The following is a 25,437-nucleotide window of genomic DNA, read 5'->3' on the forward strand; positions in this document are numbered from 1 at the left end:
ACCATGTATCAGGTCATTAACCCCGCCACCGGTGAACTCGTCGCCGAGTACCCCCTCGCCACCGACGCCCAGATCGGCGAGGTCGTGTCCCGCTCGCACCAGGCCTACCTGTCCTGGCGCGATACCCCCATCGAGGAGCGCGCCCGCCTGGTCAAGCGCGTGGCCCAGCTCTTTGCCGAGCGCACCGACGAGCTCGCCGCGATCATCACCCGCGAAATGGGCAAGCGCATCGAGGAGAGCAAGGGCGAGCTGCAGACCGTCTTCGAGATCTTCACCTATTACGCGGAGAACGGCCCCGCGCTGATCGCCGACGAGGCACTGGCCATCCAGGGCGGAAACGCGCTCATCCAGAAGCGTCCGATCGGCTCGCTGATCGGCATCATGCCGTGGAACTACCCGTACTACCAGGTGGCACGCTTCGCCGCGCCGAACCTGATGCTGGGCAACACCATCATCCTGAAGCACGCCCGCAACTGCCCGGAATCGGCTGCGGCGATCGAGTCGATCATGGTGGAGGCCGGCCTCCCCGCCGATGCCTACATCAACGTCTACGCCTCCGCGGCGCAGATCGCCACGATGCTCACCGATGACCGGATCCAGGGTATTTCACTGACCGGTAGCGAGCGGGCCGGTTCGGCCGTCGCCATGGAAGCCGGACGCAACCTGAAGAAGGTCGTGCTGGAACTGGGCGGTTCGGACCCGATGGTGCTGCTCGACAGCTCGGACCTGGACAAGTCCGTGGAGATCGCCGTCGAGGCACGCATGGGCAACAACGGCCAGGCCTGCAACGCACCCAAGCGCATGATCGTGATGGAGGACCTCTACGAGGTCTTCGTGGCGAAGCTGACCGAGCGTTTCGCGGCCTTCGAAGCCGGCGATCCGGCGGACCCGGCCACCACCCTGGCCCCGCTGTCCTCGCAGGCTGCCGCCGACGAGCTCGTCGGGCAGATTGCCGACGCCGTCGCCAAGGGCGCCACGCTGCACACCGGCGGAACCCACATCGAGGGCCCCGGCGCCTACGTGTCACCGGCGGTGCTGACCGGTGTCACCAAGGACATGGATGCCTACTACGGCGAGCTGTTCGGCCCGGCAGTAGTGGTCTACAAGGCCTCCAGCGAGGACGAGGCCATCGAACTGGCCAATGACACGGTCTACGGCCTGGGCTCGGGCGTCTTCAGCGACGACGTGGCTCGCGCCCGCCGGGTGGGCGACCGCATCGAAGCCGGCATGGTCTACATCAACGCCGCCGGCGGATCCCAGGCTGACCTGCCCTTCGGTGGCATCAAGCGTTCGGGTGTCGGACGCGAGCTCGGCGCCCTGGGCATGGATGAATTCATGAACAAGCGGATCGTCCGGCTCTAAGCGCATCGAAGCGGGGGCCTGAACGGTCGATCATCACAGCGGGCGGGGTTCCTTTTCGGAAGGAACCCCGCCCGCTGTTTTTGTTTCCGTCCCCGGTCATTGCCGACTGCGGGCTTCGGGACGGATCCGCCGGTGGCATCATTCCGGATCCGGGATAACTCGATTCTCCGGACTACCGTGCCGTCCTTGCGGTTAATGACGTGGATGTGGGTCGTGGCCGGGGCTGTGGCGAAGGCCGTTTCGCCTTGCACGGACAATGCCGACCGCGGTTGCTGCCGTTGCCGCGGTTCCTCCCCATCCGCCACGACGCCACCGGCCGCGGTTTCCTTGCCGAAGGCGGCGTCGTAGCTGTTCAGCTTTTCGTCAGTGCCCTGGTGACCGATCATCGGCGTTGCGAGTGAGGTCACCTTGGCACGAGGCCGCCGAACCGCTCCGAATGGATGCATCAACGAGCGGAAACCTCCGGCTGGGGATTCGGGGAGCGCTGGTCCGGTTACGTGTTGGTGCACCGGCTCGCGGAAGGTTCCCATGGTGAGCTAATTGAACAAGTGTTCAAAAAGTATTGAACGATTGACCAGTTAACGTTACGGTCATCACATGACACAACACACTGAAAGCACCGAAGACCGGGTAGTTCTGGCCGACGACGAGGTCGACGCGATCTCGGCTGGATATGGTGCCGACCCTGGAAACTCCCATTCGCTTCGCGCCGAGGCCTATACGGAGCAGAAATGGCACGATGTTGACCTCAAGGCGATCATCGGCCGTACGTGGCAGTGGGTCTGCCACGTGGAGAAGCTGCGGGCCCCCGGCAGCTACCTTGCCGTCACCATCGCCGACATGCCGATCGTCATCGTCCGGGATCGTTCACAAAACACCCTTCGTGCCTTCTACAACGTCTGCAAGCACCGGGCCCACGAGCTCCTGAAGGGATCGGGAACCACTCGTGCCCTCGTCTGTCCCTATCACGCGTGGACCTATGACCTGGAAGGCAACCTGAAGGGGGCCCGCCAGACCGATCAGCTGGAGAATTTCAACAAGTCGGAGATCTGCCTGGACCAGGTGCAAGTGGAGGAGTTCTGTGGTTTTGTCTACGTCAACCTCGACGGAAAAGCACGGCCGCTGGCGGAGCAGGCGCCCGACTTGGCCGAGGAAATCAATTTCTGGGCACCGGACGTAGAGCAGCTGACGCATGCCAAGCGGCTGACCTACGACGTGGCCACGAACTGGAAGAACGTGATCGATAACTTCCTGGAGTGCTACCACTGCCATGTGGCGCACAAGGCCTTCGTGTCGCTGGTCGACATGGACACCTATGACGTGAAGACCCACGGGATCTGGTCCAGCCACTTTGCCGATGCCGGCACCTCGGAGAACGCCGCCTACGATGTTTCCGACGCGACGGTCAAGACCCACGCCGTGTGGTGGCTGTATCCCAACACCTGCCTCTTGCGCTATCCCGGCCGCAGCAACTTCATGGTGTTCCAGGTCATTCCGGCCGGACCCAATAGGACCCTGGAAACCTGGGATTTCTTCCTGGAGACCGCTGAACCCAACGAGGCCGAAGTGGAATCGATCAAGTACATCCACGAGGTCCTCCAGCAGGAGGACATCGCATTGGTCGAAAGCGTGCAGCGGGGCATGTCGTCGCCGGCGTTCAACCAGGGACGGATCGTCTATGACCCCGACCATGCGCCGGGGCTCTCAGAACACGGAATCCATCACTTCCACGGGCTGGTCCTCGACTCATACCGTTCGCTGGCCGAGGACTAAGCCCGCATGAGCAAGATCAATCCATCCTCTGAACACTGGAAGGCGTAACCGAATGTCCAAGCCAGTCATCATTACCTGCGCACCGACCGGTGGCATCCACACTCCGACCATGTCTGCGCACCTGCCGATCACCCCGGACGAGATAGCAGTCGCCTCGATCGAAGCGGCCGAGGCCGGCGCGGCCATCATTCATTTGCATGCGCGGGATCCGGAAACGGGAAAACCCGATCCCAGCCCGGAAATCTTCGCGCAGTTCCTTCCGCGGATCGCGCAAGCAACCGATGCCGTCATCAACATCTCCACCGGTGGCGGGCTCGGGATGACACGCGAGGACCGGCTCAAGGCCGCCAATGCATTCTCTCCCGAGATGGCGTCCCTGAACGTGGGGTCGCTGAACTTCGGGATCTTCCCGATGAAGAAAAAGTACACGGATTGGAAGCATCCCTGGGAGCCCGAGTTCTTGGAATCAACCCGGGACCTGGTCTTCAAGAACACCTTCGCGGACCTTGAATACACGGTGAAGGAACTGGGACAAGCACACGGTACCAAGTTCGAGTTCGAGTGCTATGACCTCGGTCATCTGTACAACCTGGCCTGGTTGATCGACCAGGGTTGGGTGAAGGGGCCGTTTTTCGTGCAGATGGTCTTCGGTGTGCTGGGCGGAGTGGGCGCCGATGTCGATAACTTGATGCACATGCACACCATCGCGGACAAGCTCTTCGGTGACGACTACGAATGGTCGGTCTTGGCGGCCGGCAGGCACCAGATGAATTTCGCCACCCAGTCGACTCTTCTCGGCGGGAACGTGCGGGTCGGGCTGGAGGACAGCCTGTACCTCGGGCCGGGGCAGCTTGCTCCCTCGAACGCCAGTCAGGTGAAAAAGATCCGAACCATTATTGAATCGCTGGGCCACACCATTGCCACTCCGGCTGAGGCCAGGCAGCGGCTAGGCCTGAAAGGGGCAGACAATGTCAACTTCTGATGCTGATATCGGCACGGGGAGCATCGAACGCGTCGCAAGCTTGGGCGGGGGAGTCATCGGTCAAAGCTGGACGGCACTCTTCCTGGCCGCCGGCAAGAAAGTCAGCGTCTTCGACCCCGATCCATCGGCGCCTGAACGGGTCAGGGCGGCCGTGGCGGAAGCGTGGCCGATACTTGAACAACTGGGGCTTGCCGAGAACGGTAGCCCAGATAACATCACCTTCTGCGCTGATGCCCGCGAGGCGGTAGACGGGGCGGACTTCGTCCAGGAAAGCGTCCCGGAACAAGTCGCGCTGAAACATGAGCTCTATGGGCTCATCGAACCGGTGCTGGGCAGCGGAACGATCGTGGCATCATCGGCCTCCGGGCTCACGCTGACCGAAATGCAAGCCGGCTGGCGGGACCCGAGCCGTTTCATCCTGGGTCATCCCTTCAACCCGCCACATCTGATCCCGCTCGTCGAAGTGATGGGCAACGACCGCACCGCGGCCGGCGTGGTCGATGCGGCCAGCCGGTTCTACGAATCGATCGGGAAAGTCACGATCGAGATAAAGCGTGAAGTTCCTGGACATGTCGCGAACCGGCTGCAGGCCGCACTCTGGCGCGAAGCGATTCACCTGATCAACGAGGGAGTGGCCAGCGTCGAGGACGTCGACAAGGCGGTCTCCGCGGGCCCGGGTCTGCGCTGGGCTGCCATGGGGCCGACGCAACTCTTCCATTTGGGTGCCGGGGACGGTGGCCTGAGCGCATTCTGTGATCGGTACACCGAGAGCTTCAACCGGTGGTTCGACGACCTGGGTACGCCACATCTGGATGCTGCAACGGTATCGCGTCTGGTGGCAGGGCTTTCCGCAAACGAGGAGCCGCATTCCATCGAGGAGCTGGCCCGTCGCCGAGATGCATTGATCGCCCGGATGGTTGCCCTCAAGGCGTCCCAGGAGGTCCTGGGCGGAACTCGATGAGGCGAAGGCCTCTGTCAATGAGGCCAAGCACCTGATCAGGCGTTGCGGACCATCGGTGGTCCGCAACGCAACCGTTCGTTTTAACGACTGCGGCTAAACGGAGTGTCTAGCTCCACCTCACCCAACCACGAGTGCAGAAGACGGTCTGCCGCAGGCGCACCAACAGGCTCGGCCCTTTCCTGGAGGGCCCCCGAAACAACGCGTGATAAGTGAAGGGACGATCAAAATGCGACTCCTGACATCCCCGGGCCCTGTGCTAATCTCATGAAGATGAGCGCCGAACCTGGAAAGAAGATTCACCGGGAGCAGCTCATTCTCGATGCCGTTCTCACGCTGTTAGCCCAGCACGGGATATCCGGTGTGAGTATGCGTGCCGTCGCCAGTGAAGCCGGCGTTTCCTTGGGTCTTGTCAACTACTACTACTCGGACAAGATCTCCTTGATGGCCGCCGTCCTGGAACGTGTGGAAAAGGACGACATGTCCATCGTCACCCCGGATCCTGACAAGAGCGCCGAAGAAAACCTGCGGCTGGCCCTACACCAGGTGAACAGCCCCAAATTCCTGACGACGGACTATGTCTCATTGCGTCTTCAGTTGTGGGCGCTTGCCCCGTCCCATCCGAGCTTCGAAGAAATCAATACCAGGGCCCAGAAACGCTACCGGCAGGGACTCTCGGTCCTCATCCGGGCAGCCCGCCCCGAACTTTCACTCTCGGATGCCAACAAGTTGGCGACGGATATCGATATCATCCAGAACGGCGTATGGCTGACCTCATTGCTCGGTGTGGGGCGTCCCGCCGTGAAGCGGGCCACCGAGCTGTGCGAAACGATAGCCTTCAGTTAATCAAAGTCGCCAAGCCGGACCGAACCGATGAACAGCTCATCAAGGCCTGTGCCGCTCAGGCTCATGCCCTGGATTCCCGCTGTTTCACCGACGTTGACCTGAATGGCACCGGAAGGCCAAGCGAAAGTCAGTGAATCCCCGTCCCGGGTTTCCGACCCACCCAGTACATCCCCGAAGAGCTGCTGGGAGGCAGTACGGTCCGTTGACCCCAGATGCGTTTTCCCCAAGGTGCCGAGGGCGGATGGTTCGGCATCCCACACATCGGCCCACCACAGGGGTTCAGTGGCACCCAGGACACTGGGCAGTTCGTCAATGTTGCGGGTTCGTGTGCTCAGCAGTTCTTTCGGAAGGGGGTAGCTGCGTTCGGACTGGGCGAGTTGAATGACAACGCCATGAACGGGGTCCGGCATGATGAACGCTTCGCGCCAGGGTGGATGCTCATAGTGTTCCCCCACGACCGTCAGTCCCAGCGAGCGGGCTGCTGCGACGGCAACGCCCACGTCGGGCACGGTGAACGTGATGTGGTGGGGCCCCTCGCCGCGCTTTTCCAGGTTCCGCTGGAGGAAGCCCGGCCCGGTGGGTTCAATCAGTTCGATGCGGGCTCCTTGGGCGGCCGATCCGAGGTAGAGCAGCAGGTACCTGAATTCGGAAAGTGCCTCACCGATGATCGGCGTCGCACCCAGATCCCGGCGGAGGCGCATTCCCCACTCAAGTGCGTTGTGAACCGCAAACGACGTGTGGTCCAAATCGACGACGTTGCCGGTCGAGTCGATGCGGGAGGTGGATGACGAGCCCATTAGAAGGCTCCAGGGGTCATGGGCGAGGCGACCGTCAGGCCGCCGTCTATGGTGATGCACTGACCGGTAATAAAATCGGATTCTTCAGATGCCAACCAGGCTACGGCGTTGGCGATGTCCACCGGCTGACCGAATCGGCCCGCCGGAGTGCGGGCGAGGCCATCACGTCTCGCGGCCTCTGGATCCCGGGCCAGGGCGAAGGCATCTTCTGCCATTTCGGTCATGATCCACCCCGGTTGGACGGCGTTGCAGCGGACGTGCGGTCCGTGATCGACGGCGATCGAACGGGTCAGTCCATGCACGAACGCCTTCGAGGCGTTATAGGCGGCCATGGAACCATCGGCCACGTCCCCGGAGATGGAGCCCACGTTGATGATCACGCCGCCGTGCTCGGTCATCTGGGGAAGTACCGCGCGGGACATGTTGAATACCCCGGTGCAGTTCACGCCCAGGACCAGTTCCCAGTCCCGGTCGGTGGTATCCATCAGGGTCTTTTCGACTTGTACACCAGCATTATTGACCAGCAGGCTCACCGGCCCGAAAGCATCGTTCGCGACGGCGAGCATGCGTTGGGCATCGGCCGGCGAAGACACGTCTCCGCTGAACCACAGGACAGCATCGTCTAGCTCATCGGGGCGTTCGCCCCGTCCGCAGGTCAGTACCCGGGCTCCATCTGCGGAAAGCCGCTTGACGATCGCACGGCCGATTCCGCGGCTGCCGCCGGTGACGATCGCGGTGTGGGTGGTGGTTTTCATGTCCGTCATGGTGATTCCCCTTACCGCATCTGCTGTACTTGGGCCGTCAGTCCGCCATCGAGGACCCACAGCTGTCCGGAGGCGTAGCCGGCTTCGTCGGATGCCAGCCAGGTGACGAGGTTGGCGACGTCTTTCGGTGTCCCGTACTTGCGCAGCGGATGCACATCGCGGACCGATTGTTGGAGTTCGTCGATGGTTTTTCCGTCTCCGCCGGAACCCGCGCCATTGAAGAAGCTTTGGAGCATCGGCGTATCGATGTAGCCGGGGCAGATGGCGTTGACTCGGATGCCTTCCGGGCCGTGGTCGCAGGCCAGGGCGCGCGTCAAGGCATGCACCGCACCCTTGGTGGCGCAGTAGGCGGCCAAGCCGGGATCGGCGATGAAGCCGTCGTAGGAGCCGAAATTGATGATCGAGGAAGTGATCTCCCCGCCCACGGCATGGCGAAGTAGCGGCAAAGCATGTTTGCAGGTCAGGAAGGTGCCGGATACGTTCACTGCGAAGGAGAGGTTCCACTCATCGAGGGTCGTGTCCTCAATGGTCTTCTCGATCTCGATACCGGCCGCGTTGACCAGAATGTGCAGTTCCCCGGCTTCCTTTCGGACGACATCCATGGCTGCCATGACCGCGTCCTCATCGGTGACGTTCATCGAAAGGTAGCGGTAGTTCTTGTCATCGAAAAGTGGTGCGGTTTGTTGGGGTGCCATGTCTGTCGCGTAGACGACGGCGCCCTCGGTGAGGAAGCGTTCGACGATCGAACGACCGATTCCGCCCAGTGCCCCGGTGACAAGCGCGGTTTTTCCAGAAAGCTTCATGCGGGTTCTCCTTTGAACGATCAGCAAATGGGTCACGTGACGATGGAGCGTGGATGGCACGGTGGATGGGTTGCAATGGCGGGACCAAGGGTTTGCGGGTGGAAAGTCGGCGGCCATGTCGTGATAATTGAACGATCGTACAACATGAGATGAGAAAAGTCTTGAACGTATGTACAAGCTGTCGTAGATTATGGACGTACTCCAATGAGATCCAGATCACAATCTAATTGAGGGAAGTCGACATGCATGAAGCGCCAGGCGAAACCGGTAGTCCAGCCGCCACCATTGATATACCGCAGCAGACCCGCAGGAGCCGGGTGAACCTCCCGGTTTTCATCGGCTCCGCGGTCATCATGCTGATCATCGTGATCTGGACCATGGTGGCGCCCGAGTCGGCCTTGGACATCATTGGCACGCTCTCGGCTTGGACCATTGGAAACTTCGGCTGGTTCTATGTCGCCTTGGCTGCCGCGGCCCTTGTCTTCCTGATCTACCTGGCGCTGTCCCGATATGGGCAGATCAAGTTGGGCCCCAAGTATTCCAAACCCCAATACAGCACGTTTGCCTGGGCCGCCATGCTTTTTGCCGCCGGCATCAATATCGATTTGATGTTCTTTGCCGTGGCCGGCCCGGTCTCCCAATACATCTCCCCTCCGGCAGCCGAGGGAGGCACCGACGCTGCGGCGCGAGAGGCAAGCGTCTGGACGATCTTCCACTACGGGATCAACGGGTGGGCGCTTTATGCGCTGATGGGATTGGCCCTTTCATACCTCACCTACCGCAGGAACCTGCCGCTGGCCGTACGTTCCCTGCTCTATCCCATCGTCGGCAAGCGCGTCAAAGGCGTGGTGGGCCACAGTGTCGATATCGCAGCCATCCTGGGCACCATCTTCGGCGTGGCAGCATCGTTGGGAATCGGCGTGGTGCAGCTCAACTTCGGCCTGCAGGCCATCTTCGGCGTACCCGAACACATCGCGGTGCAGATCGGGCTGCTCGGCTTCGGCCTTCTGATAGCAACGATCTCGGCAGTCAGCGGCGTGGATAAGGGCATCAAATGGCTATCCCAGCTCAACGTCGTGTTGGCCGCACTCCTGGCGGTCTTCGTGCTCTTCGCCGGAGAAACGATGTACCTGCTCAACGCCATGGTCCTGAATATCGGCGACTACTTCACCTCTCTCGGCAGCCGCTCCACGGAGACCTTTGCCTTCAATCCACAGACCGAATGGATGGGAGACTGGACGCTGTTCTTCTGGGCCTGGTGGATCGCCTACGCCGCGTTCATCGGACTCTTCCTCGCCCGCATTTCCCGTGGACGTACCATCCGTCAGTTTGTGGGAGGCGTCCTGATTCTTCCCTTCTCCTACATCGTGATGTGGATTTCGATCTACGGCAACGCCGCCATCGGACTGATCCGCGGGGGCAACACGGACTTCGGTGAAATCGCCGCGAACTTCCCCGAACAAGGCTTCTACACGCTTCTTGCGGAGTACCCGGCATTCACCCTCGTCGCCTTGATCGCCACGATCACCGGAGTACTCTTCTTTGTGACCACCGCTGATTCCGGGGCGCTGGTCATGGCACAGCTCAGCTCCCATTCCAAGGATTCGCGTGATTTACCGCGCTCGGGTCTTCGGATATTCTGGGGAGTTGCGATGGCCCTGCTCACCGCGGCAATGATGATTTCCGGCGGCATCGCCGTCATGCAGTCGGCCACGATCATCATCGCGCTTCCCTTCAGCTTCGTCTTGATCGTGGTGATGCTTGGCCTGCTCAAGTCCCTGCGCAGGGAGTTCGTCACCGATCGTGGAGGCAACCCCCGTGAACCTCGCCGGCAGGGTGGCCGAGCCCGGTCCCGTCGCGGGGCAGGCGTATTCCCCGGTGACGAATCCGCAGAAGATTATCTGGATGCCGTTGCGATGCCGGCGATCGAGGAACTCGCCATCGAACTCCGCGACCGTGGCTTTGAGGCATCCACGCAGAATGGTCATCGGGAGGATGCGGTGAAGACGGTGGAGCTGACGATCATGGCTTCAGATCCTCAAGAGTCCATGCTGCGCATCAGCTTGAGCCCCCGGCCAGTTGCCGAAGGAGTGCGTGCAGCAGAGGTGCTCAGCATCTACGTCGATGGAGTCAGGCAAGCCAAAGTGGTCCAAGACCTGGCCTATGCGCAATTGATCGACTACATTTTCGATGAGTTTGTCGGCTGGTCTGAATCGTTGGGTATCAACGAAGAAGCACTGCATACAGGCATAGCCGCACCCGAGGATATCGGAGGAGGCTACGCCGTGGACCTGGCAGCTGCAGGGGAGCCGGAGCCCTCCATCTAATCCAGGCCACGGGGTGCCTCGTGCCTTTGCCCGATCGGAGGTCCTGGGTGGACCATCATCTGCCCAGGACCTCTGGATAATCATCGGTTTGCTTGAGCTGCCAACGGAAGGGTCCTCCTTGATGCCATAGAAGAAGCTGAAGAGCGATGGGACTGATGAAAAGGTGCCACCGCCCGCGATTCTGCTTCGGACGGGGTGCTGGGACTCATCCGCTCCGCTGGCCCCGATCCATGGTCAAAGCGACATGACACGCTGGTTTCCGAGGGATTGCCGGAGCGCCGGAGCGCCGACAGGCATACGTCCATGGGCAAGACACGTGCACGCAAAGCCAAGCCCTGGGTGCATGTTCCTTCATAGGCTGGATGAACGACCGAAACCGACGGAGGACACCCGCAGTGGCGATTGAAACAGCAGACCTCGTACTGAAGAACGGCACCATCGAGACCATGGACGAGGGCGAGAGGCGGGTCTCCGCGCTCGCCGTGCGCAACGGCCGCATCCTAGCCGTCGGGGAGGCCGCGGAGGCGGCCATCGGCGCGGGGACCCGGGTCATCGACCTGGAGGGCGCCTTCGTGATGCCGGGACTGCAGGACGTGCACAACCACCACATGCTGGCCGGCCAACTGGACTTGTTCGAACTGGACAAACCGCCAACGCTGAGCCTCGACGGATTCCTGGCTGCCATCGCCGAGTACTCGGCCACTCTCGCTGCCGATGCCTGGGTAGTCGGTGGCAGTTGGGGTTCGGGACTGCTCAACGAGCTGAACACCGTCGACGCGCTGGCGCGGCTGGACGCGGCCACCGGCGGGCGCCCCGCCCTGTTCAAGGACGACAGCAAGCACAACCGCTGGGCCAACACCCGGGCCCTGGATTTGGCCGGCATCACCGCCGAAACCCCCGACCCCGACGGCGGGCAGATCCTGCGCGATAAGAACGGGGCCGCCACCGGCGTGCTCATCGAGGCCGGGGGAGTCCTGGTCGAAAAGGCATTGGCGCTGCTGTCGCCGACCACCACCGAGCAGCTTTCCCGGGCTGCTGCACGCGGCATCGAAATCCTGCATAGCTACGGCATCACCGCCTTCCAGGACGCCGCCACATCGCTGCAGCTGATGCGGGCGCTGAAGGCACTCGATGACGACGGGCAGCTCAAGGCCTGGGTCACCAGCTCCATGGCTGCCAACGACTTCATCTTCGGCACCACCCCGCTGGGTGAGGGAATCATCGAGCACCGCGAGGAAACCCGCTCGCCGCACCACCGCCCGGACTTCATCAAGATCTTCCTGGACGGGGTGCCGCCGGCAGGCACCGCGGCGTTCATCGAGCCCTATCTGAAGGACGTCGGATTCGGTGACTGCCACTGCGGCGGCACGACCATGCCAGCCGAAGACCTCGAGCACTGGCTCATGAGCACCGCCGAGCGTGGCATCTCCGCCAAGATCCACTGCACCGGCGACGCCTCGGTACGCCTGGTGCTGGACACCGTGGAGAAGGTCCGCGCAGCCGGCCACCACGAGGTTCGCTACCACATTGCCCACGGCCAGTTCATCCAGCCCGATGACATCGCCCGTTTCGCGCAGCTGGACGTCACGGCGGACATCTCGCCCACGCTCTGGTTCCCGGGCGTGATCTCCGAGGCCATCGCCACCGTGCTCTCGCCCGAGCGCGGCAACAAGATGCACCCCAACCGCGCGCTGCTGGACGCAGGCACCCGCATTGCCGGCGGCTCGGACTGGCCGGTCAGCGTCTCCCCGAATGTCTGGGAAGGCATCTACGGGCTGATCACCCGGCAGGACCCGTCGGGCGAATTCCCGGGAACGCTCTGGGCCGAGCAGGCCGTTTCCCTGCGTGACGCACTGCGGATCTACACCATCGACAGTGCCGAGGCCATGGGTGTGGCAGATCAGGCCGGTTCGCTGGAGGTCGGCAAGTCGGCGGACTTCGTGATCCTCTCTGCAGATCCGGGCGCGATCGACGTGGACGGCATCCGCTTCATCACCGCGCGGCAGACCTGGTTCGCCGGCGAGCTGGTCTTCGAGGCTGCCGAAGTTGCTGCGGCAGCCGCCAGCTGATCGACGTTTCATCGGCAGCCCCGCTTCCGCGCCCGCTGGTGCGGAAGCGGGGCTGCCCGCTTGTGGGAGGTTGCCTGACTGCAAGGAGCCGCGTGGTGTGTCACGTGCCGGAACGAAGTGGAAGTGCCCGCTGCAAGGCGCTAGAGTTTGAAAATGTGTCGCGGCCCACATTTCCTGGTCGACGGGAATCCGCATCCCGGAACACGATTAATAACAACCCTCGCACCATAGGGACGTCTCGAATGAATGCCTCAACAGGATCCGTCAGCTCCGTTCGATCCACTGTGGTCGATTCGTTTTCCGATTGGCATGACCTCGTTTCCGATTCATTTGTTCCCTTGCGCGTGCAATCCAAGGACCCCGTCACATTCCGCGGAAGCATGAAATCCCGGAGCCTGGACGATCTGGCGGTCGTCGAGGTCTCCGCCTCTGGACACAGCGTGGAACGCACCGAGTCCCTCATTGCGCGTTCGGACCGCCCCTATTTCAAGCTTAACCTCCAGCTGTCTGGAACCGGGATCCTTGTCCAGGACAACCGCGAGGCAGTGCTGCGGCCCGGCGACCTGGCCGTCTACGACACCAACCGGCCCTACACATTGGCCTTCGAATCGGATGCCCGAACGCTGGTGCTGATGTTTCCCCATGATGCGGTGGACCTCCCGGCCGGATTGCTGGGTCGGCTGACGGCAACGCGGATGGCCGGGGACCAGGGCATGGGGCAAATGGTCAGCCCGTTCATGACCCAACTGGCGCAGAACCTCGACGTGCTGTCGGGACCCAGCGGCAGCCGGTTGGCCCGCAACACGGTTGACCTGTTGAGCACGATGTTCGCGGCCGAACTCGACCTGCTGCGCGATGGTGCCACCAGCCCGCAGGAGGAACTGCTGAACCGGGTCAGGCGTTTCATCGAGGCGAACCTCTCCGACCCGGCATTGTCGCCGTCGAGCATCGCCGCCGCCCACTTCATTTCCGTCCGGCACCTACACAGCGTTTTCCGGGTGGCCGGAACCACTGTGGCTCATTGGATCAGGACGGTGCGCCTGGAAAACTGCCGCCGCGAGTTGCGCGACCCGCTGCTGGCCCACCATCCGGTCAGTGGCATCGCCGCCCGATGGGGCTTCATGGACGCAGCCCACTTCAGCCGCATCTTCCAGACCGCGTATGGCGAGCCGCCCAGTGCCCAACGGCAGGCTGCGCTGCTCTCCCGGTAGCGAGGGCCAACCCGAGTTTTATGGCTCTCCTGACGTAAATGTGGGTGGTGTCATTTCTGGTATGGGAGCCGGGTGGTGACCGGTCCGCAGGCGAGCATGATCAGTGCCAGCGTGGCCTCCGGTGAATGGAACCCGTAGGAGCGTCTGGTCATGGTTCTGATCTTGTTGTTCAGGCCCTCATGCTTGCCATTGCTGATTCCTCGCGTCACCGCCTGGTAAATGCCTTCCATATGTCCGCGCAAGGTCGCTGCGGCCTTCCTGAACGGAGCCAGGGCGCTGGTGGTCGCGGCGTCGCACCAGGCGCTGATCATGCCCATGACGTCTTGGGTTTCAAGGTCCCCGGCGAAGACCTCCCGCAAGGACTCCTTGAGCAGGTATGCCTCCCAAAGTTCCCCTCCGTCCTGCTCCATTTGCTTCAGGGTCGCGCCCTGCTTTTCGGTGAGGTCCCCGGGATTTTTCAGCAGGGCCCAGCGGTTGCCCTTGTATTTTTTGGCGAAGGCCTTATCCGGTAGTTCACGGGCCTTTTGCCAGAAGGCACGACGGACGGCTTCCAGGGCGTTGGTGGCCAGCTGGACGCAGTGGAACGGATCGATGCAGATGGCGGCCTGCGGCGCATTCTTCTTCACGGATTTGATGAATGCCGCTCCCATGTCCATGCTGACCGCCTTGATGTCTTGGGTGTTTTCGGGGCCGATTTCCGTGAAGAACTGATCCAGGGTGGCGGCGTTCTTCCCGGCTGCTCCCCAAAGGATGGTGGAGGTTTCGTGGTCCGAAACCAGGGTGAGGTAGTTGTGGTGCTTTTTCCAGGAGATCTCGTCCACGCCCAGGTGCACCAGATTCTCAAAGCGTGTGTCGTCGAGTTGTTCCTCCACGACGCGTTCACAGATGGCTCCGACGGTGCGCCAGGCGATCCTGGTGAAGGCGGAAACGCTGGTCTTGTCCGCCCGGGTGACCAGCCAGGCGACGAGGTCCTCGAAGTCTCGGGTGAACCTCGCATTGGAGCGGGCGAAAGGCACGGCCTGGACCACGACTCCGTGTTCGGGGCAACGCAGCCGCCGGCGCAGCATTTTCAGGACCAGGGGGCTGCCGCCCAGATCCAGGTGCCTCCACCTGGATTCGGCCCACCGGGTGTCGTATCCGACCGTGGTGGCAAAGGGGCAGTGCGGGCAGGAGAGCTTCTTCCGGGCGGTGAGTTTCACCGTGGCGATGACCGCGCCATGACCATCGAATTCGACGTTGGTGATACTGGTGCCGCTGAATTTGAGGGCGCGATTGAGTAGAGTGGTAGCTCGCATGGGTAACTCCGGTTAAGTCTGATAGTTGAGGAACTTACAAACTTACCGGGTTGTGGCGAGCACGGCCTGATGGTACGGTCAGTCCGGGCACCCGGTACCGTTCATTTCGGCTAGGTGGTACCGCTCCGGAATGAAACATGGTCCGCTGAAGAAGCCGACGGCACATCGGGTGCTGCCGGCTTCGACGGAGAGGTCCTTTCATGGCTGATTACGGCGCGATCATGGCGTTGGTGCTCGAACACAGAAGTTACAGTGAAATTGTCGAGACGGTGGGATGTTCACGCCGGGAGATTTCCCTGGTGAAGAAGACCGTCCACGCCCACTCGATCACCGCAGCCCAGGCTGCGGGAATGAACCGGGAGCAGCTGGAGCGGCTGTTTCCCGATGGCAGGAAGAACGTCTCGGCCGGGTTCGCTCAACCAGATTTCCCCGGGATCGTCAGATCGATGAAATCCAACCGGCACTACACGTTGCAGCAGGCCTGGCACCGCTACCTCCAGCTCATCGGTGTTCCGGGGAAGAAATACGGATACACGCAGTTCTGCCAATTGTTCAACGACTACGCGGCAACCCACGAGGTGGTCGCGACGCTGCACCACGAACCGGGACGGGCGATGCTGGTGGACTGGGCCGGAGACACCTTGGCGCTGCAGGATGCGCTGACCGGGCAAGTCACCAAAGCGTACCTATTCGTGGCGGTGCTGCCGTATTCGGGCATGGTGTTCTGCCGTGGGTTCACCGATATGAAGCAGCCAGCGTGGAACAGTGCGCACGTAAAGGCGTTCGAGGCCTTTGGCGGGTCCAGCCAAATCGTGGTGCCTGATAACGCTGCCACGGCAACGAACCGACACAGCCAGGGCGATGGCACCAGAATCGTCAACGCCAGTTACCGGCGACTGGCGGACCACTATGGCACCGCGGTCGTCCCGGCCAGATCGAATCACCCTAGAGATAAGGCTGCAGCGGAATCGGCGGTCAACGTGGTCAACAAGCGGGTCATCGGCTACCTGGCCGAAGAACTCTGGTTGACCCTGGACGAGCTGAATGCCGCCATCGAGGAACGGGTGGTGGAGATCAACGAGAAGATCCGGCGGGTGGATGGATCGACCCGTTACGAACGGTTCACCCAGGAGGAAGCTGACTTGCTCCAGCCGTTGCCGGCGGAACAGTTCGACTCGGTGGAATGGAAGCAGCTGAAGGTCGGACGCAACTACCACGTGAGCGCCGATTACCAGCATTATTCGGCACCCTACACCTTGGCCGGTCGGATCCTGAAGGTCCGGCTCACCAGCCTGAAGGTCACCATCTTCGATGGGGAATCGGTGCTTTGCGAGCATCCGCGCAAGCACGGACGCAAAGGCCAGTATTCGACCCTGCCCGAGCATGTTCCGGCGCAGCACCGTGACGTGGCGGGGTTATGGTCCAGAAACTGGTTCCTAGAGAGGGCACGTGGTTTCGGGCCGGCAACGGTGGAGGTGATTGAGATGCTTCTTGATCGTGCCGCCATCGAGGCCCAGGCATATCTGGATTGCCAGAACATCCTGATGGGTTTGGGCAAGCGGAACCGAACCCGGTTGGAGGCAGCCTGCCAGCAGGTGGTGAATCAGCACGGCTATCCCACCTACACCACGCTCAAGCGGGTGATGGCCGGGCTCAATAGCGACAGTCAGCAGGCTGCGGCCCCCTCCCCGGTGCCCTCGGACATGAAGAAGAAGACAGCACCTCCGAGCCCGGAGGATGAACCGCTCCAGGTGTTTGTTCGAGGTGCCGATTACTACGGTGAAGGGCGGTGAGGGCCATGTTCAGCAGCGTGGACCACGACAAGTTCCGAGCGTTGCGCATGACCCAGGTGGCGCTGGCGTTTGAGGAACTGATCAGCGATGAGGGCAATGAGCAGCGCACCCCGGAGGACCTCTTCCTCAGTGCGGTGGATGATGCGTTGGAGCTGCGGCGCTCGAACCGGATCGATAAGCTCATCCGCCAGGCGGGGTTTCCTTTTCCACATGCTTCGATAGCCGAGATCGATTATTTGCCCGAACGCAAGCTCACGCAGGTGCGGATGCAACGATATGCGACCCATGATTGGCGGGCTGATCCGACGAATCTGCTGCTGATTTCCCCGACTGGTGGCGGCAAGACCTATATTGCCTGCGCGATCGGAATCGCTGCCTGCCATACGGAACACAGCGTGCATTACGCCCGGATGGATGACCTGGCCCGGGAGCTGATTGTTGCCCGTGGAGACGTGATTGCCCACCAGAATCTCTTGAACAGGCTCAGCGATGTTGAGGTGCTGATCATCGATGACTTCCTCACGGTAGGCATCAACGAGGTCATAGCCAATGACCTGTTCACCGTGTTGGTGAATCGGGATCAGCGGTTGCCGACGGTGATCGCCAGTCAGTCAGGTCCGAAGTATTGGGTGGAGACCCTGCCGGAGAAGGTAGCTGCCGATTCGATCGTGAACCGGCTCTCCAGTCGAGCCCGCCAGATTACCTTGGGCGATCTGGATATGCGCCGGTTACGTGCCGATCAGGAAAGGGCAGTTGCCGATTATTGGGAATAGCGGCGGCGCGATCCGGTAAGCCACTACCGGAGTTGGGGCTCTGGGTGCCGGTCGGGAATCGGAGGTGACGGTTCCTGGCCGGTACCCGGTCGCTGAAACAAACGGTACCGGGTGCCCGGACTGACCGTACCATCACGCCGAATTTGCCAGGTTGCCCATGCTTTCTCGTTTACCACGTTTTCCCTGACCCACATTTACGTCAGGAGAGCCAGTTTTATCAGTAGTGAAGAAGGCTGCACTCCAGGCAGTCTCGTCAGGCCGAAGGAGGCACGTGGTGGAAAACGGTGGACCCACGGCGAAAGCCACCGAATCCGTCACGACCGGACACATCGAGGAATTCGCGCGCATGGTCTCCGCGCGGTTTGCACCGCTGAGCATCAACACCGATCGAGCCGAGCGGTTCAAGGGCCGTATCCTGGGCCGGGACCTAGGTGACCTCGAGGTCTTCGACGTCACCGCGAACCAGCATGAGGTGCTGCGCACCGAGCCGATCGCGTCCCAGACGCCCAAGGGCAGCTACATGCTGCACATCCAGCTCGAAGGCATCGGGGTGATCAGCCAGGACGGTCGCGAAGCCGTGCTGCAGCCCGGTGACATGGCGTTCTACGACAGCGACCGGGGCTACTCACTGTCGCTTGACGACGATTTCCGCAACGGCATCATGGTCTTTCCGCGACGCCAGCTGGCCATCCCCGTTGAATCCGCCGGGCAGCTCACCGCCACGCGGATTTCCGGCACCGAGGGATTGGGAGTCGTGGTGGTGCCGTTCCTGACCCATCTTGCCCGGAACCTCGACCAGATACCCGGGCATAGCGGCCTGCGCCTGGCCCACAATGCCCTGGACATGATCACCACGGTGCTGCACGAGAAGCTCGGTGCCACGTGGGAAGGCGATACCGAGCTGGTGCGCAGGGAAAACCAGCTGAGACAGGTGCGCGCCTACATCGAGGACAACCTGGCCGATCCGGTGCTGAACCCACAGCAGATTGCAGCTGCCAACTTCATGTCGGTCAGGCAGCTGCATGCCTTCTTCAGCAAAGAGGGAACCACCGTGTCGGCTTGGATCCGCACGCGCCGGCTTGAGCGGTGCCGCGCCGACCTGAACGACCGGTTGCAGGACACGCTGCCGGTCAGCTCCATCGCGGCGCGCAGCGGTTTGGTTGACGCCGCCTATTTCTCACGTCTGTTCAAGGGCGCCTACGGGGAATCCCCGAGTGATTTCCGCCAGCGCATGCGGCGCCGAGGCGGCCCGGAGTAAGCCGGGCCGCCCCGGAGCCGGGTCGTTGCGCAGCGATCACCAAGTGCTCGCAAAACGTCAACTCCTGCGCACGGAAATACAAGTAGCTTCCCGAGCTTTCGCCCTACGGTTGTAGAAAGTGGAGCGCAGTGACGCGCAACACACTCTTGGGAGGACATCATCTTGCGCATTCATAGGAAAATCACCGCATTCGGAGCCATGGCCGCCGTGGGCGCGCTGGCCCTGACCGCCTGCGGCGGCAGTGCGCCGGACGCCAGCACGGCCACCGGCGAACCGATCATCGTCGCCTCGGTCAACGCCCTGTCCGGACCGGCAACCTTCCCCGAGGCCTCGGCCGCGGCGGCCGCGGTCTTCTCGGACTACAACGCAGCCGGTGGTTTCAAGGGCCGTCCGATCCAGTACGAGGCCTTCGATGACAAGGGCGACCCGGCTGCGGCAACGGCAGCAGCCCGCGATGCCCTGGGCAAGAAGGCAGTGGCCATGGTCGGATCGGCCAGCCTGCTGGACTGCGAGGTCAACTCGAAATACTACGAGACCGAGGGAATCGTCTCGATCCAGGGGACCGGCGTTGACCCGTTCTGCTTCAGCACCCCGAACATCTCCCCGGTGAACACCGGCCCCTACCTGGATACCACGCTGACCCTGACCTATGGTTCGGAAAAGCTGGGCCTCGAGAAGATCTGCGGGCTGCTGGCCATTGCCGGCTCCACCCGCCCTGCCTACCAGGCGGCCATCGACGAATGGAGCAAGGCCACCGGCAAGTCATTTGTCTTTGTTGATGACACCGTGCCTTACGGCGGAGCCGATTACACCCCGTACGTCATCAAGGCCAAGCAGGCCGGTTGCGATGCCATCTACTCCAATGCCGTCGAGCCCGAAGCCGCCGGCCTGTTGAAGGCCGCAGAAGCGCAGGGCATGAAGGACATGACGTTCCTGTTCCTGACCTCGACCTACTCGGCGCCGTTCGCCGAGGCAGCAAGCTTCGTCGGCAAGGGCGTGCACGTCCCGGCCGAATCCGCACCGTTCACCGTTGAGGGCATCGAGGCCAACAAGGAGTGGTCAGCACTGATGGAGAAGCACGACGTGCCGCAGTCGGCCTTCGCCCAGGGCGGCTACATGGCAGCGAAGCACTTCATCACCATGCTCGAATCCATGGACGGGGACATCACCAAGGAGAGCGTCACGACGGCGTTCAAGTCCCAGACCGAAGGCTACGTCACCGACATGGTCGGTGACCCGTGGATCTTCGGATCCGGCGACAGCCACGGTTCGAACCGCTCGGGTTGGCCGATCACCATCGCACCGGGCTCCACCACCTGGGAATCGGAAGCCGATACCTGGTCCCGCTTGAGCTAGCAGTGACCCGTGGAGGGGCCGGTGGGCAACAGCCGCGCCGGCCCCTCCACAGCTTCACGATCCACCGGCATTTGATTTGAAACACAGCTAAGGAGAGCAGCATGCTCCAGGGAGCACTGGCCGGACTGGCCGCCGGAGGCGTTTACGCCGTGGTGGCCGTCTGCCTGACCATGATGGCCCAACTTGTACGGGTCATCAACTTTTCACAAGCGGCCATCGGAATGTTCGGTGCCTTCACCTCGGTCCTGCTGATCGCCAACAAGGTTCCGCACATCCCCGCTGTTTTCCTGGGCATCCTGGTCAGCGCGCTGCTCTCGGGCATCATCGGCTGGATCATTGCCACCTGGCTGCCCGACGCCTCGATCAGCGCACGTTCGGCGGTGACCATCGCCGCGCTGCTGTTCATCATCTCGCTCTCCTTCATCCTCTTCGGCACCAAGCCCAAGGCGTTCAAGGCGATCGTCTCCGGCCCCGCGTTCGAGGTCTCCGGTGTGGTGGTCTCCAAGGTCACCATCGTCATGGTGCTCTTCGCCGTGGTACTCGCCGTGGTCTCCAAGCTGGTGCTGGGCAAGACCAAGATCGGTGTGAAGCTGCGCGCGATCGCCGACAAGCCGGTGGCAGCGGAGCTGATAGGCATCCCGGTCAAGCCCCTGGCCATCGGCGTCTGGGTGGTCACCGGTCTGGTGGTCGGCCTGGCAGTGGCCATTGTGGCCCCCACCCAGAACTCGGATGCCGTCTCGCTTTCAATGCTGGTGATCTACGGTTCGGCAGCTTCGCTGCTCGGCGCCTTCAAGAGGCTGGACCTGGCGCTGGTCGGAGGCCTGCTGCTCGGCGCCGTTCAGGGTGCTGCAGCGCAGTTCCAGGTCCTGTCACTTGCCCGGGACTGGATCCCGCTGCTGGCCATCGTCGTGTTCCTGCTCTGGAACCAACGCAAGGAGGTGTGGGATGCTGCCCGCTAAGAATTCGACGTTGAAGACCACTGCCCCCTACCTGGTGGGCCTCGGTGCCCTTGCAGCCGCCTGGCTGCTGAGCATCGCGCTGCCGAACTACCTGGTTTTCCTGGGCACCACTGCCCTGCTGGCAACCATCGCACTGATCGGTTTGGGTATCGTCACCGGCACCGCCGGCATGATCGTGCTCTGCCAACTCACGTTTGCCGCTGTCGGCGCGTGGGTGGTGTCCTGGTGCAACGTGCACGGGGTCCCCGGCGGCCTGATCATCTGGATCATTGCCGGAGCGCTGGTCGCCGCGGTGATCGGGCTGCTGCTCGGGCTCCCGGCGCTGCGCCTGCGCGGGGTGAACCTGGCTGTGGTGACGCTTGGCTTCGCCGCCGCGGCGGACATGACACTGACCAAGACCCAGTTCCCCGGTGCCGCACAGGCAGTGAAGATCGCTGTGCCCGGTCCCTTCGAGACAGACCGCGGCTACTTCCTGCTGGCCGCCCTGGCCACCATCGTCATCGGCGTTGCCGTCTACCAGATCCAGCGCACCCGCTTGGGCAGCGCCTGGAAGGCGGTGGCGTTCTCCGAACGCGGGGCCGCCGCTGCCGGAACCTCGGTTCGCTCGGCCAAGCTCAGCGCGTTCGCGATCAGCGCCGCCATCGCCGGTGTTGCCGGCGGGCTCATGGCCGGTCAGGTCGGCACCGCCTATGCGGCGGGCTTTTCCACGCTGCAGTCCCTCGCCCTGTACGTTTTGGCCATCGTCGCCGGCGCGCACCTGGTCGAGATGGCGCTGTTCGGCGGCATCCTCTGGGTGCTGATCCCCGAACTTCTCAAGCGCTGGGGAGTGCCCCAGGACTGGGGCCTGGTGGTCTTCGGCGTGCTGGGCATCCAGGCGCTGACCACCAACTCGAACCTCGGGGCGGACCTGCGCAATGCGGTGGCCAAACGGCGCCGGGCAAGGAACGGCCCGCCGGAAGCCAAGCTGGTTCCGCTGGAAACCGACCCGGCGCGCCTCCCCGCGAACGCCGATGCGCCGACACTGCTCGAGGTACGCCATCTCGGCGTGGCCTTCGGTCAAGTCAAGGCCCTGAATGACGTGTCGTTCAGCGTGCCGGCCGGACACATCGTCGGATTGATCGGCCCCAACGGCGCCGGCAAGTCGACATTTGTTGACTCGGTCTCCGGCTTCCTGCCGCAGCACACCGGCGAGGTCTTCCTCGGCGGGGAACCGGTCAACGGGCTGGCCCCGCACCTGCGTGCCCGTCTGGGCCTGCGCCGCACCTTCCAGCAGGACCGCGTGCCGCCGTCGCTGAGCGTGGCCGACTACATGGCCTACCTGTCCCACGGCAAGGCAACGACGGAGCGCATCGCCGAACTGATCGAATTCTTCGGCTGCCCGGGCGCGGGGGAGAAGATCTCCTCGATCGACGTCGGCACCCGGCGCATCATCGAGGTCGCCGCGAACATCGCTGCCGACCCGAAGCTGCTGATCCTCGACGAACCGGCCGCCGGGCTCTCGCATGAGGAGCACGTGGCCTTCGGCCAGCGCCTGCGCCAGGTGCCGGCCCGCTACGGCACCACTGTACTGATCATCGAACACGACCTGGACCTAGTCCGCAGCGTCTGCGACTCCTTGGTGGTGCTGGACTTCGGTTCGCTACTTGCCTCCGGCCCGCAGGAAACGGTACTGAACGACCCCAAGGTCCTCAAGGCCTACATGGGCGAAACGGAGATGCTATGAGCACGTTGAAACTCACCGACGTGGCAGTCAGCCGCGGCGCCGGACCGGTGATCTCGAACGTCTCGCTGGCGGTCGCACCGGGGGAGATCACCGCACTGGTCGGTCCCAACGGGGCCGGCAAGACCAGCCTGCTCGAATCGATTTCCGGTGTGCTCGCACCGAGCCACGGGACCCTTCAGCTCGACGGCGTGGACATCACCAGGGCCTCGCGGCGCAAACGCTTCAAGGCGGGCATCGTGCACGTTGAACAGGGGCGGGCCGTCTTCCCGTCGCTGACCGTGCGCGAGAACCTCGAGCTGACCGCCACGACGCCCGCGGCGCTGGAACAGGTGCTGGAGATGTTCCCGGAACTGAACAAGCGCATCGATTCGCCCACGGCGCTGCTCTCGGGTGGCGAACAGCAGATGGTGGTGCTCGCCCGCGCGTTCGCCGCCGGACCGAAGATCCTGCTCATCGACGAGATGTCGCTGGGGCTCGCCCCCGTCGTCTTCCTGCGCCTGCTGCCCGTGGTGCAGACCATCGCCGCCACCGGCGTCGGTGTGCTGCTCGTCGAGCAGTTCGCCCACTTGGCCCTGAAGATCGCCGATACCGCCCATGTGATCACCGGCGGCATGGTCAGCTACAGCGGCCCGGCCGCCGAACTGGTCGCCGACCCTGAACGGCTGCAAACCGCCTACCTGGGCTAGCGCCCCGAACGGCCGGCACCGGCCACAATAGCTTCCACCCAGTTACGCGGCAACAAGGAGAACACCACAACATGAACACCACACCGAACTTTGACGTCGATGTCATCGTCATTGGGGCCGGTTCCGCCGGTTCGGTCATCGCCCGCCGCCTGATCGATGCAGGCAAGAAGGTGGCAGTGCTCGAGGCTGGCGGATACGACACCAACCCGGTCATTTCCAACGTGGCGATGGCCGGAGCGCTCTGGGGCGGCCCGGAGGACTGGAACTACCAGACCATGCCCCAGTCCGGCTGCGACGGCCGCCAGTTGAACCTGCCCCGCGGTAAGGTCATGGGCGGATCGCACGCGTTGAACGCCACCATCTGGGTGCGCGGCGCGAAGCAGGATTACGACACCTGGTCCTATTTGGGCTGCCCGGGCTGGAGCTGGGACGAGGTGCTTCCGGTGTTCAAGGACATCGAGAACTTCGACGGCGGCGCCTCCGATTTGCGTGGATCCGAGGGCCTGCTGGACGTGCGCCGGGACTTCGAGCGCAACCCGATCCAGGAGGACATCTACGCCGCCGCGGTTCAGATCGGCATCCCCGAGAACCACGACTACAACTCCGGGGACGTCGAGGGCGTGTCCCGGATGCAGCTGAACGTGCGTGACAACAAGCGTTTCAACACCTGGCACGCCTACCTCAAGCCCGTTGCCGTGCACGAGAACCTGACCCTGCTCACCAACGCGCTGGTGCACCGGCTGATCCTTCGTGACGGTGTGGTCACCGGCGTCGAGTTCGAGCACGAGGGTTCGCTGAGCACGCTCACTGCCGCCGAGACGGTGCTGGCCGCCGGAGCCATCGGTTCACCGGCGCTGTTGATGCGTTCGGGCATCGGCCACGCCGAGGAACTGGCCCGGGTGGGCGTCACCCCGGTGCACCACCTGCCCGGCGTCGGCAAGAACTTGCATGATCACCTGCTCTCCCCGGTCATCTACACCACCACCGAAAAGGAGGTTCCCTCCGGTGCGGTGGCGGCGGCCGAAACCCACCTGTTCCACAAGTCCCGCCCGGACTTGGCGGTGCCCGACACCCAGCCGATCCACTTCTCGCTGCCGATGTACTTCCTGAACACCATGTCCGGGCCGGATAACGGCTTCTCGCTGGTGGCCGGCATCGTGCGCCCGGTCTCCCGCGGTTCGATCGAGCTCACCGGACCCGGTGCCGAGGACGAACTGGCCATCGACCTCGGTGCCCTGTCCGATGAGGCTGATGTAGATTCGCTGGTCGCCTCGGTGCGGCAGTGCCGCGAGCTGGGCCGGGCCGACGCGTTGGCCCACTGGGGACCGGTCGAGCTCTACCCGGGCCCAGAGGTCGGCGACAGCGACGGGGAACTGGAAAACTATGTCCGCTCCACAGCAGTGACCTACCACCACCAGGTCGGCACCTGCAAGATGGGCATCGATGAAATGGCAGTGGTGGATCCGCGCACGCTGCAGGTCCACGGGCTGTCCGGCGTGCGCGTCGCCGACGCCTCGATCATGCCGCTGATCCCCACCGGCAATACCAACGCGCCGGCGATCCTGATCGGTGAACGGGCAGCAGCGCTGCTGGCCGGCTGACCTATTTTCGCAGCACAAGGGAACGGGCACCCGAAACCACATTGGTTTCGGGTGCCCGGCTCCTTTTTTCTAAGGGCCCACCATGGGGCCCCGAAAGCAGG

20 protein-coding genes are annotated in these 25,437 nt (G+C 62.9%); 16 read left to right on the plus strand and 4 right to left on the minus strand.

Translation table 11 applies throughout. The annotated features are described in order from the left end of the window. Positions 1-3: 3 nt before the first annotated feature. The 5 genes from E9229_RS09300 to E9229_RS09320 all read left to right on the plus strand — a co-directional run bounded on the left by E9229_RS09300 (position 4) and on the right by E9229_RS09320 (position 5,921). Positions 4-1,362, plus strand: a complete 1,359-nt coding sequence (locus tag E9229_RS09300; protein WP_183510922.1) for an NAD-dependent succinate-semialdehyde dehydrogenase — start codon at positions 4-6, stop codon at positions 1,360-1,362. 597 nt (positions 1,363-1,959) lie between these two features. Beyond that, entirely contained in the window at positions 1,960-3,135 is a 1,176-nt protein-coding gene (locus E9229_RS09305) for an aromatic ring-hydroxylating oxygenase subunit alpha (RefSeq protein ID WP_183510924.1), read from the plus strand. Between the two features lie 52 nt (positions 3,136-3,187). Continuing rightward, positions 3,188-4,117 carry a BKACE family enzyme gene (locus E9229_RS09310; RefSeq protein WP_183510925.1) on the plus strand — a complete coding sequence of 310 codons (930 nt, stop codon included), beginning with the start codon at positions 3,188-3,190 and terminating at the stop codon, positions 4,115-4,117. Beyond that, a complete protein-coding gene (locus tag E9229_RS09315) occupies positions 4,104-5,078 on the plus strand; it encodes a 3-hydroxyacyl-CoA dehydrogenase NAD-binding domain-containing protein (RefSeq protein ID WP_183510926.1) in 975 nt (324 codons plus the stop codon). The genes E9229_RS09310 and E9229_RS09315 overlap by 14 nt, the downstream gene beginning before the upstream one ends. A gap of 264 nt (positions 5,079-5,342) precedes the next feature. Continuing rightward, entirely contained in the window at positions 5,343-5,921 is a 579-nt protein-coding gene (locus E9229_RS09320; RefSeq protein WP_183510927.1) for a TetR/AcrR family transcriptional regulator, read from the plus strand. On the opposite strand, the gene E9229_RS09325 is transcribed toward E9229_RS09320, so the two are convergent. The 3 genes from E9229_RS09325 to E9229_RS09335 are packed head-to-tail and all read right to left on the minus strand — an operon-like array spanning position 5,918 to position 8,285. Then, a complete protein-coding gene (locus E9229_RS09325) occupies positions 5,918-6,718 on the minus strand; it encodes a VOC family protein (RefSeq protein ID WP_183510928.1) in 801 nt (266 codons plus the stop codon). The two genes, E9229_RS09320 and E9229_RS09325, sit on opposite strands and share 4 nt — an antisense overlap. After that, positions 6,718-7,482, minus strand: coding sequence for an SDR family NAD(P)-dependent oxidoreductase (locus E9229_RS09330; protein WP_221184421.1), 765 nt, complete (start codon positions 7,480-7,482; stop codon positions 6,718-6,720). Before E9229_RS09330 ends, E9229_RS09325 begins: the two co-directional genes overlap by 1 nt. A gap of 11 nt (positions 7,483-7,493) precedes the next feature. Further along, the gene (locus E9229_RS09335) at positions 7,494-8,285 is read right to left on the minus strand and encodes an SDR family NAD(P)-dependent oxidoreductase (protein WP_183510929.1); all 792 of its coding nucleotides are present in this window, start codon (positions 8,283-8,285) and stop codon (positions 7,494-7,496) included. A gap of 242 nt (positions 8,286-8,527) precedes the next feature. On the opposite strand from E9229_RS09335, the gene betT reads away from it, so the two are divergent. From betT to E9229_RS09350, 3 genes are all read left to right on the plus strand, one after another. Then, a complete protein-coding gene (betT, locus tag E9229_RS09340) occupies positions 8,528-10,612 on the plus strand; it encodes a choline BCCT transporter BetT (protein ID WP_183510930.1) in 2,085 nt (694 codons plus the stop codon). A 395-nt stretch (positions 10,613-11,007) separates the two neighbouring features. After that, the gene (locus tag E9229_RS09345; protein ID WP_312855652.1) at positions 11,008-12,681 is read left to right on the plus strand and encodes an amidohydrolase; all 1,674 of its coding nucleotides are present in this window, start codon (positions 11,008-11,010) and stop codon (positions 12,679-12,681) included. A gap of 242 nt (positions 12,682-12,923) precedes the next feature. Next, positions 12,924-13,892: an AraC-like ligand-binding domain-containing protein gene (locus tag E9229_RS09350; protein WP_183510932.1), complete on the plus strand. Its 969-nt coding sequence runs from the start codon at positions 12,924-12,926 to the stop codon at positions 13,890-13,892. 50 nt (positions 13,893-13,942) lie between these two features. Here E9229_RS09350 and E9229_RS09355 read toward each other — a convergent pair whose 3' ends face one another. Beyond that, positions 13,943-15,187, minus strand: a complete 1,245-nt coding sequence (locus E9229_RS09355) for an ISL3 family transposase (RefSeq protein ID WP_183510471.1) — start codon at positions 15,185-15,187, stop codon at positions 13,943-13,945. A gap of 200 nt (positions 15,188-15,387) precedes the next feature. Between E9229_RS09355 and istA the strand changes: the two genes are divergently transcribed. From istA to E9229_RS09395, 8 genes are all read left to right on the plus strand, one after another. Continuing rightward, positions 15,388-16,980: an IS21 family transposase gene (istA, locus tag E9229_RS09360; protein WP_183510933.1), complete on the plus strand. Its 1,593-nt coding sequence runs from the start codon at positions 15,388-15,390 to the stop codon at positions 16,978-16,980. Positions 16,981-16,985: 5 nt separating this feature from the next. After that, complete coding sequence (locus E9229_RS09365; protein WP_183510934.1) at positions 16,986-17,753, plus strand: ATP-binding protein; 768 nt, start codon at positions 16,986-16,988, stop codon at positions 17,751-17,753. A 271-nt stretch (positions 17,754-18,024) separates the two neighbouring features. Then, on the plus strand, positions 18,025-19,011 hold the full coding sequence (locus E9229_RS09370) for an AraC-like ligand-binding domain-containing protein (RefSeq protein WP_312855653.1): 987 nt from the start codon (positions 18,025-18,027) through the stop codon (positions 19,009-19,011). Positions 19,012-19,173: 162 nt separating this feature from the next. After that, positions 19,174-20,367 (plus strand): ABC transporter substrate-binding protein, encoded by a 1,194-nt coding sequence (locus E9229_RS09375; RefSeq protein ID WP_246380446.1) that lies wholly within the window; start codon positions 19,174-19,176, stop codon positions 20,365-20,367. Between the two features lie 101 nt (positions 20,368-20,468). Next, the gene (locus tag E9229_RS09380; protein ID WP_183510936.1) at positions 20,469-21,326 is read left to right on the plus strand and encodes an ABC transporter permease subunit; all 858 of its coding nucleotides are present in this window, start codon (positions 20,469-20,471) and stop codon (positions 21,324-21,326) included. Then, positions 21,313-23,049, plus strand: coding sequence for a branched-chain amino acid ABC transporter ATP-binding protein/permease (locus E9229_RS09385; RefSeq protein WP_183510937.1), 1,737 nt, complete (start codon positions 21,313-21,315; stop codon positions 23,047-23,049). Before E9229_RS09380 ends, E9229_RS09385 begins: the two co-directional genes overlap by 14 nt. Continuing rightward, the gene (locus tag E9229_RS09390; RefSeq protein ID WP_183510938.1) at positions 23,046-23,735 is read left to right on the plus strand and encodes an ABC transporter ATP-binding protein; all 690 of its coding nucleotides are present in this window, start codon (positions 23,046-23,048) and stop codon (positions 23,733-23,735) included. The genes E9229_RS09385 and E9229_RS09390 overlap by 4 nt, the downstream gene beginning before the upstream one ends. Before the next feature lie 71 nt (positions 23,736-23,806). Continuing rightward, positions 23,807-25,336: a GMC family oxidoreductase gene (locus tag E9229_RS09395; RefSeq protein WP_183510939.1), complete on the plus strand. Its 1,530-nt coding sequence runs from the start codon at positions 23,807-23,809 to the stop codon at positions 25,334-25,336. Positions 25,337-25,437 lie beyond the last annotated feature (101 nt).

It is taken from the genome of Paeniglutamicibacter cryotolerans (assembly GCF_014190875.1).
GTDB lineage: Bacteria > Actinomycetota > Actinomycetes > Actinomycetales > Micrococcaceae > Paeniglutamicibacter > Paeniglutamicibacter cryotolerans.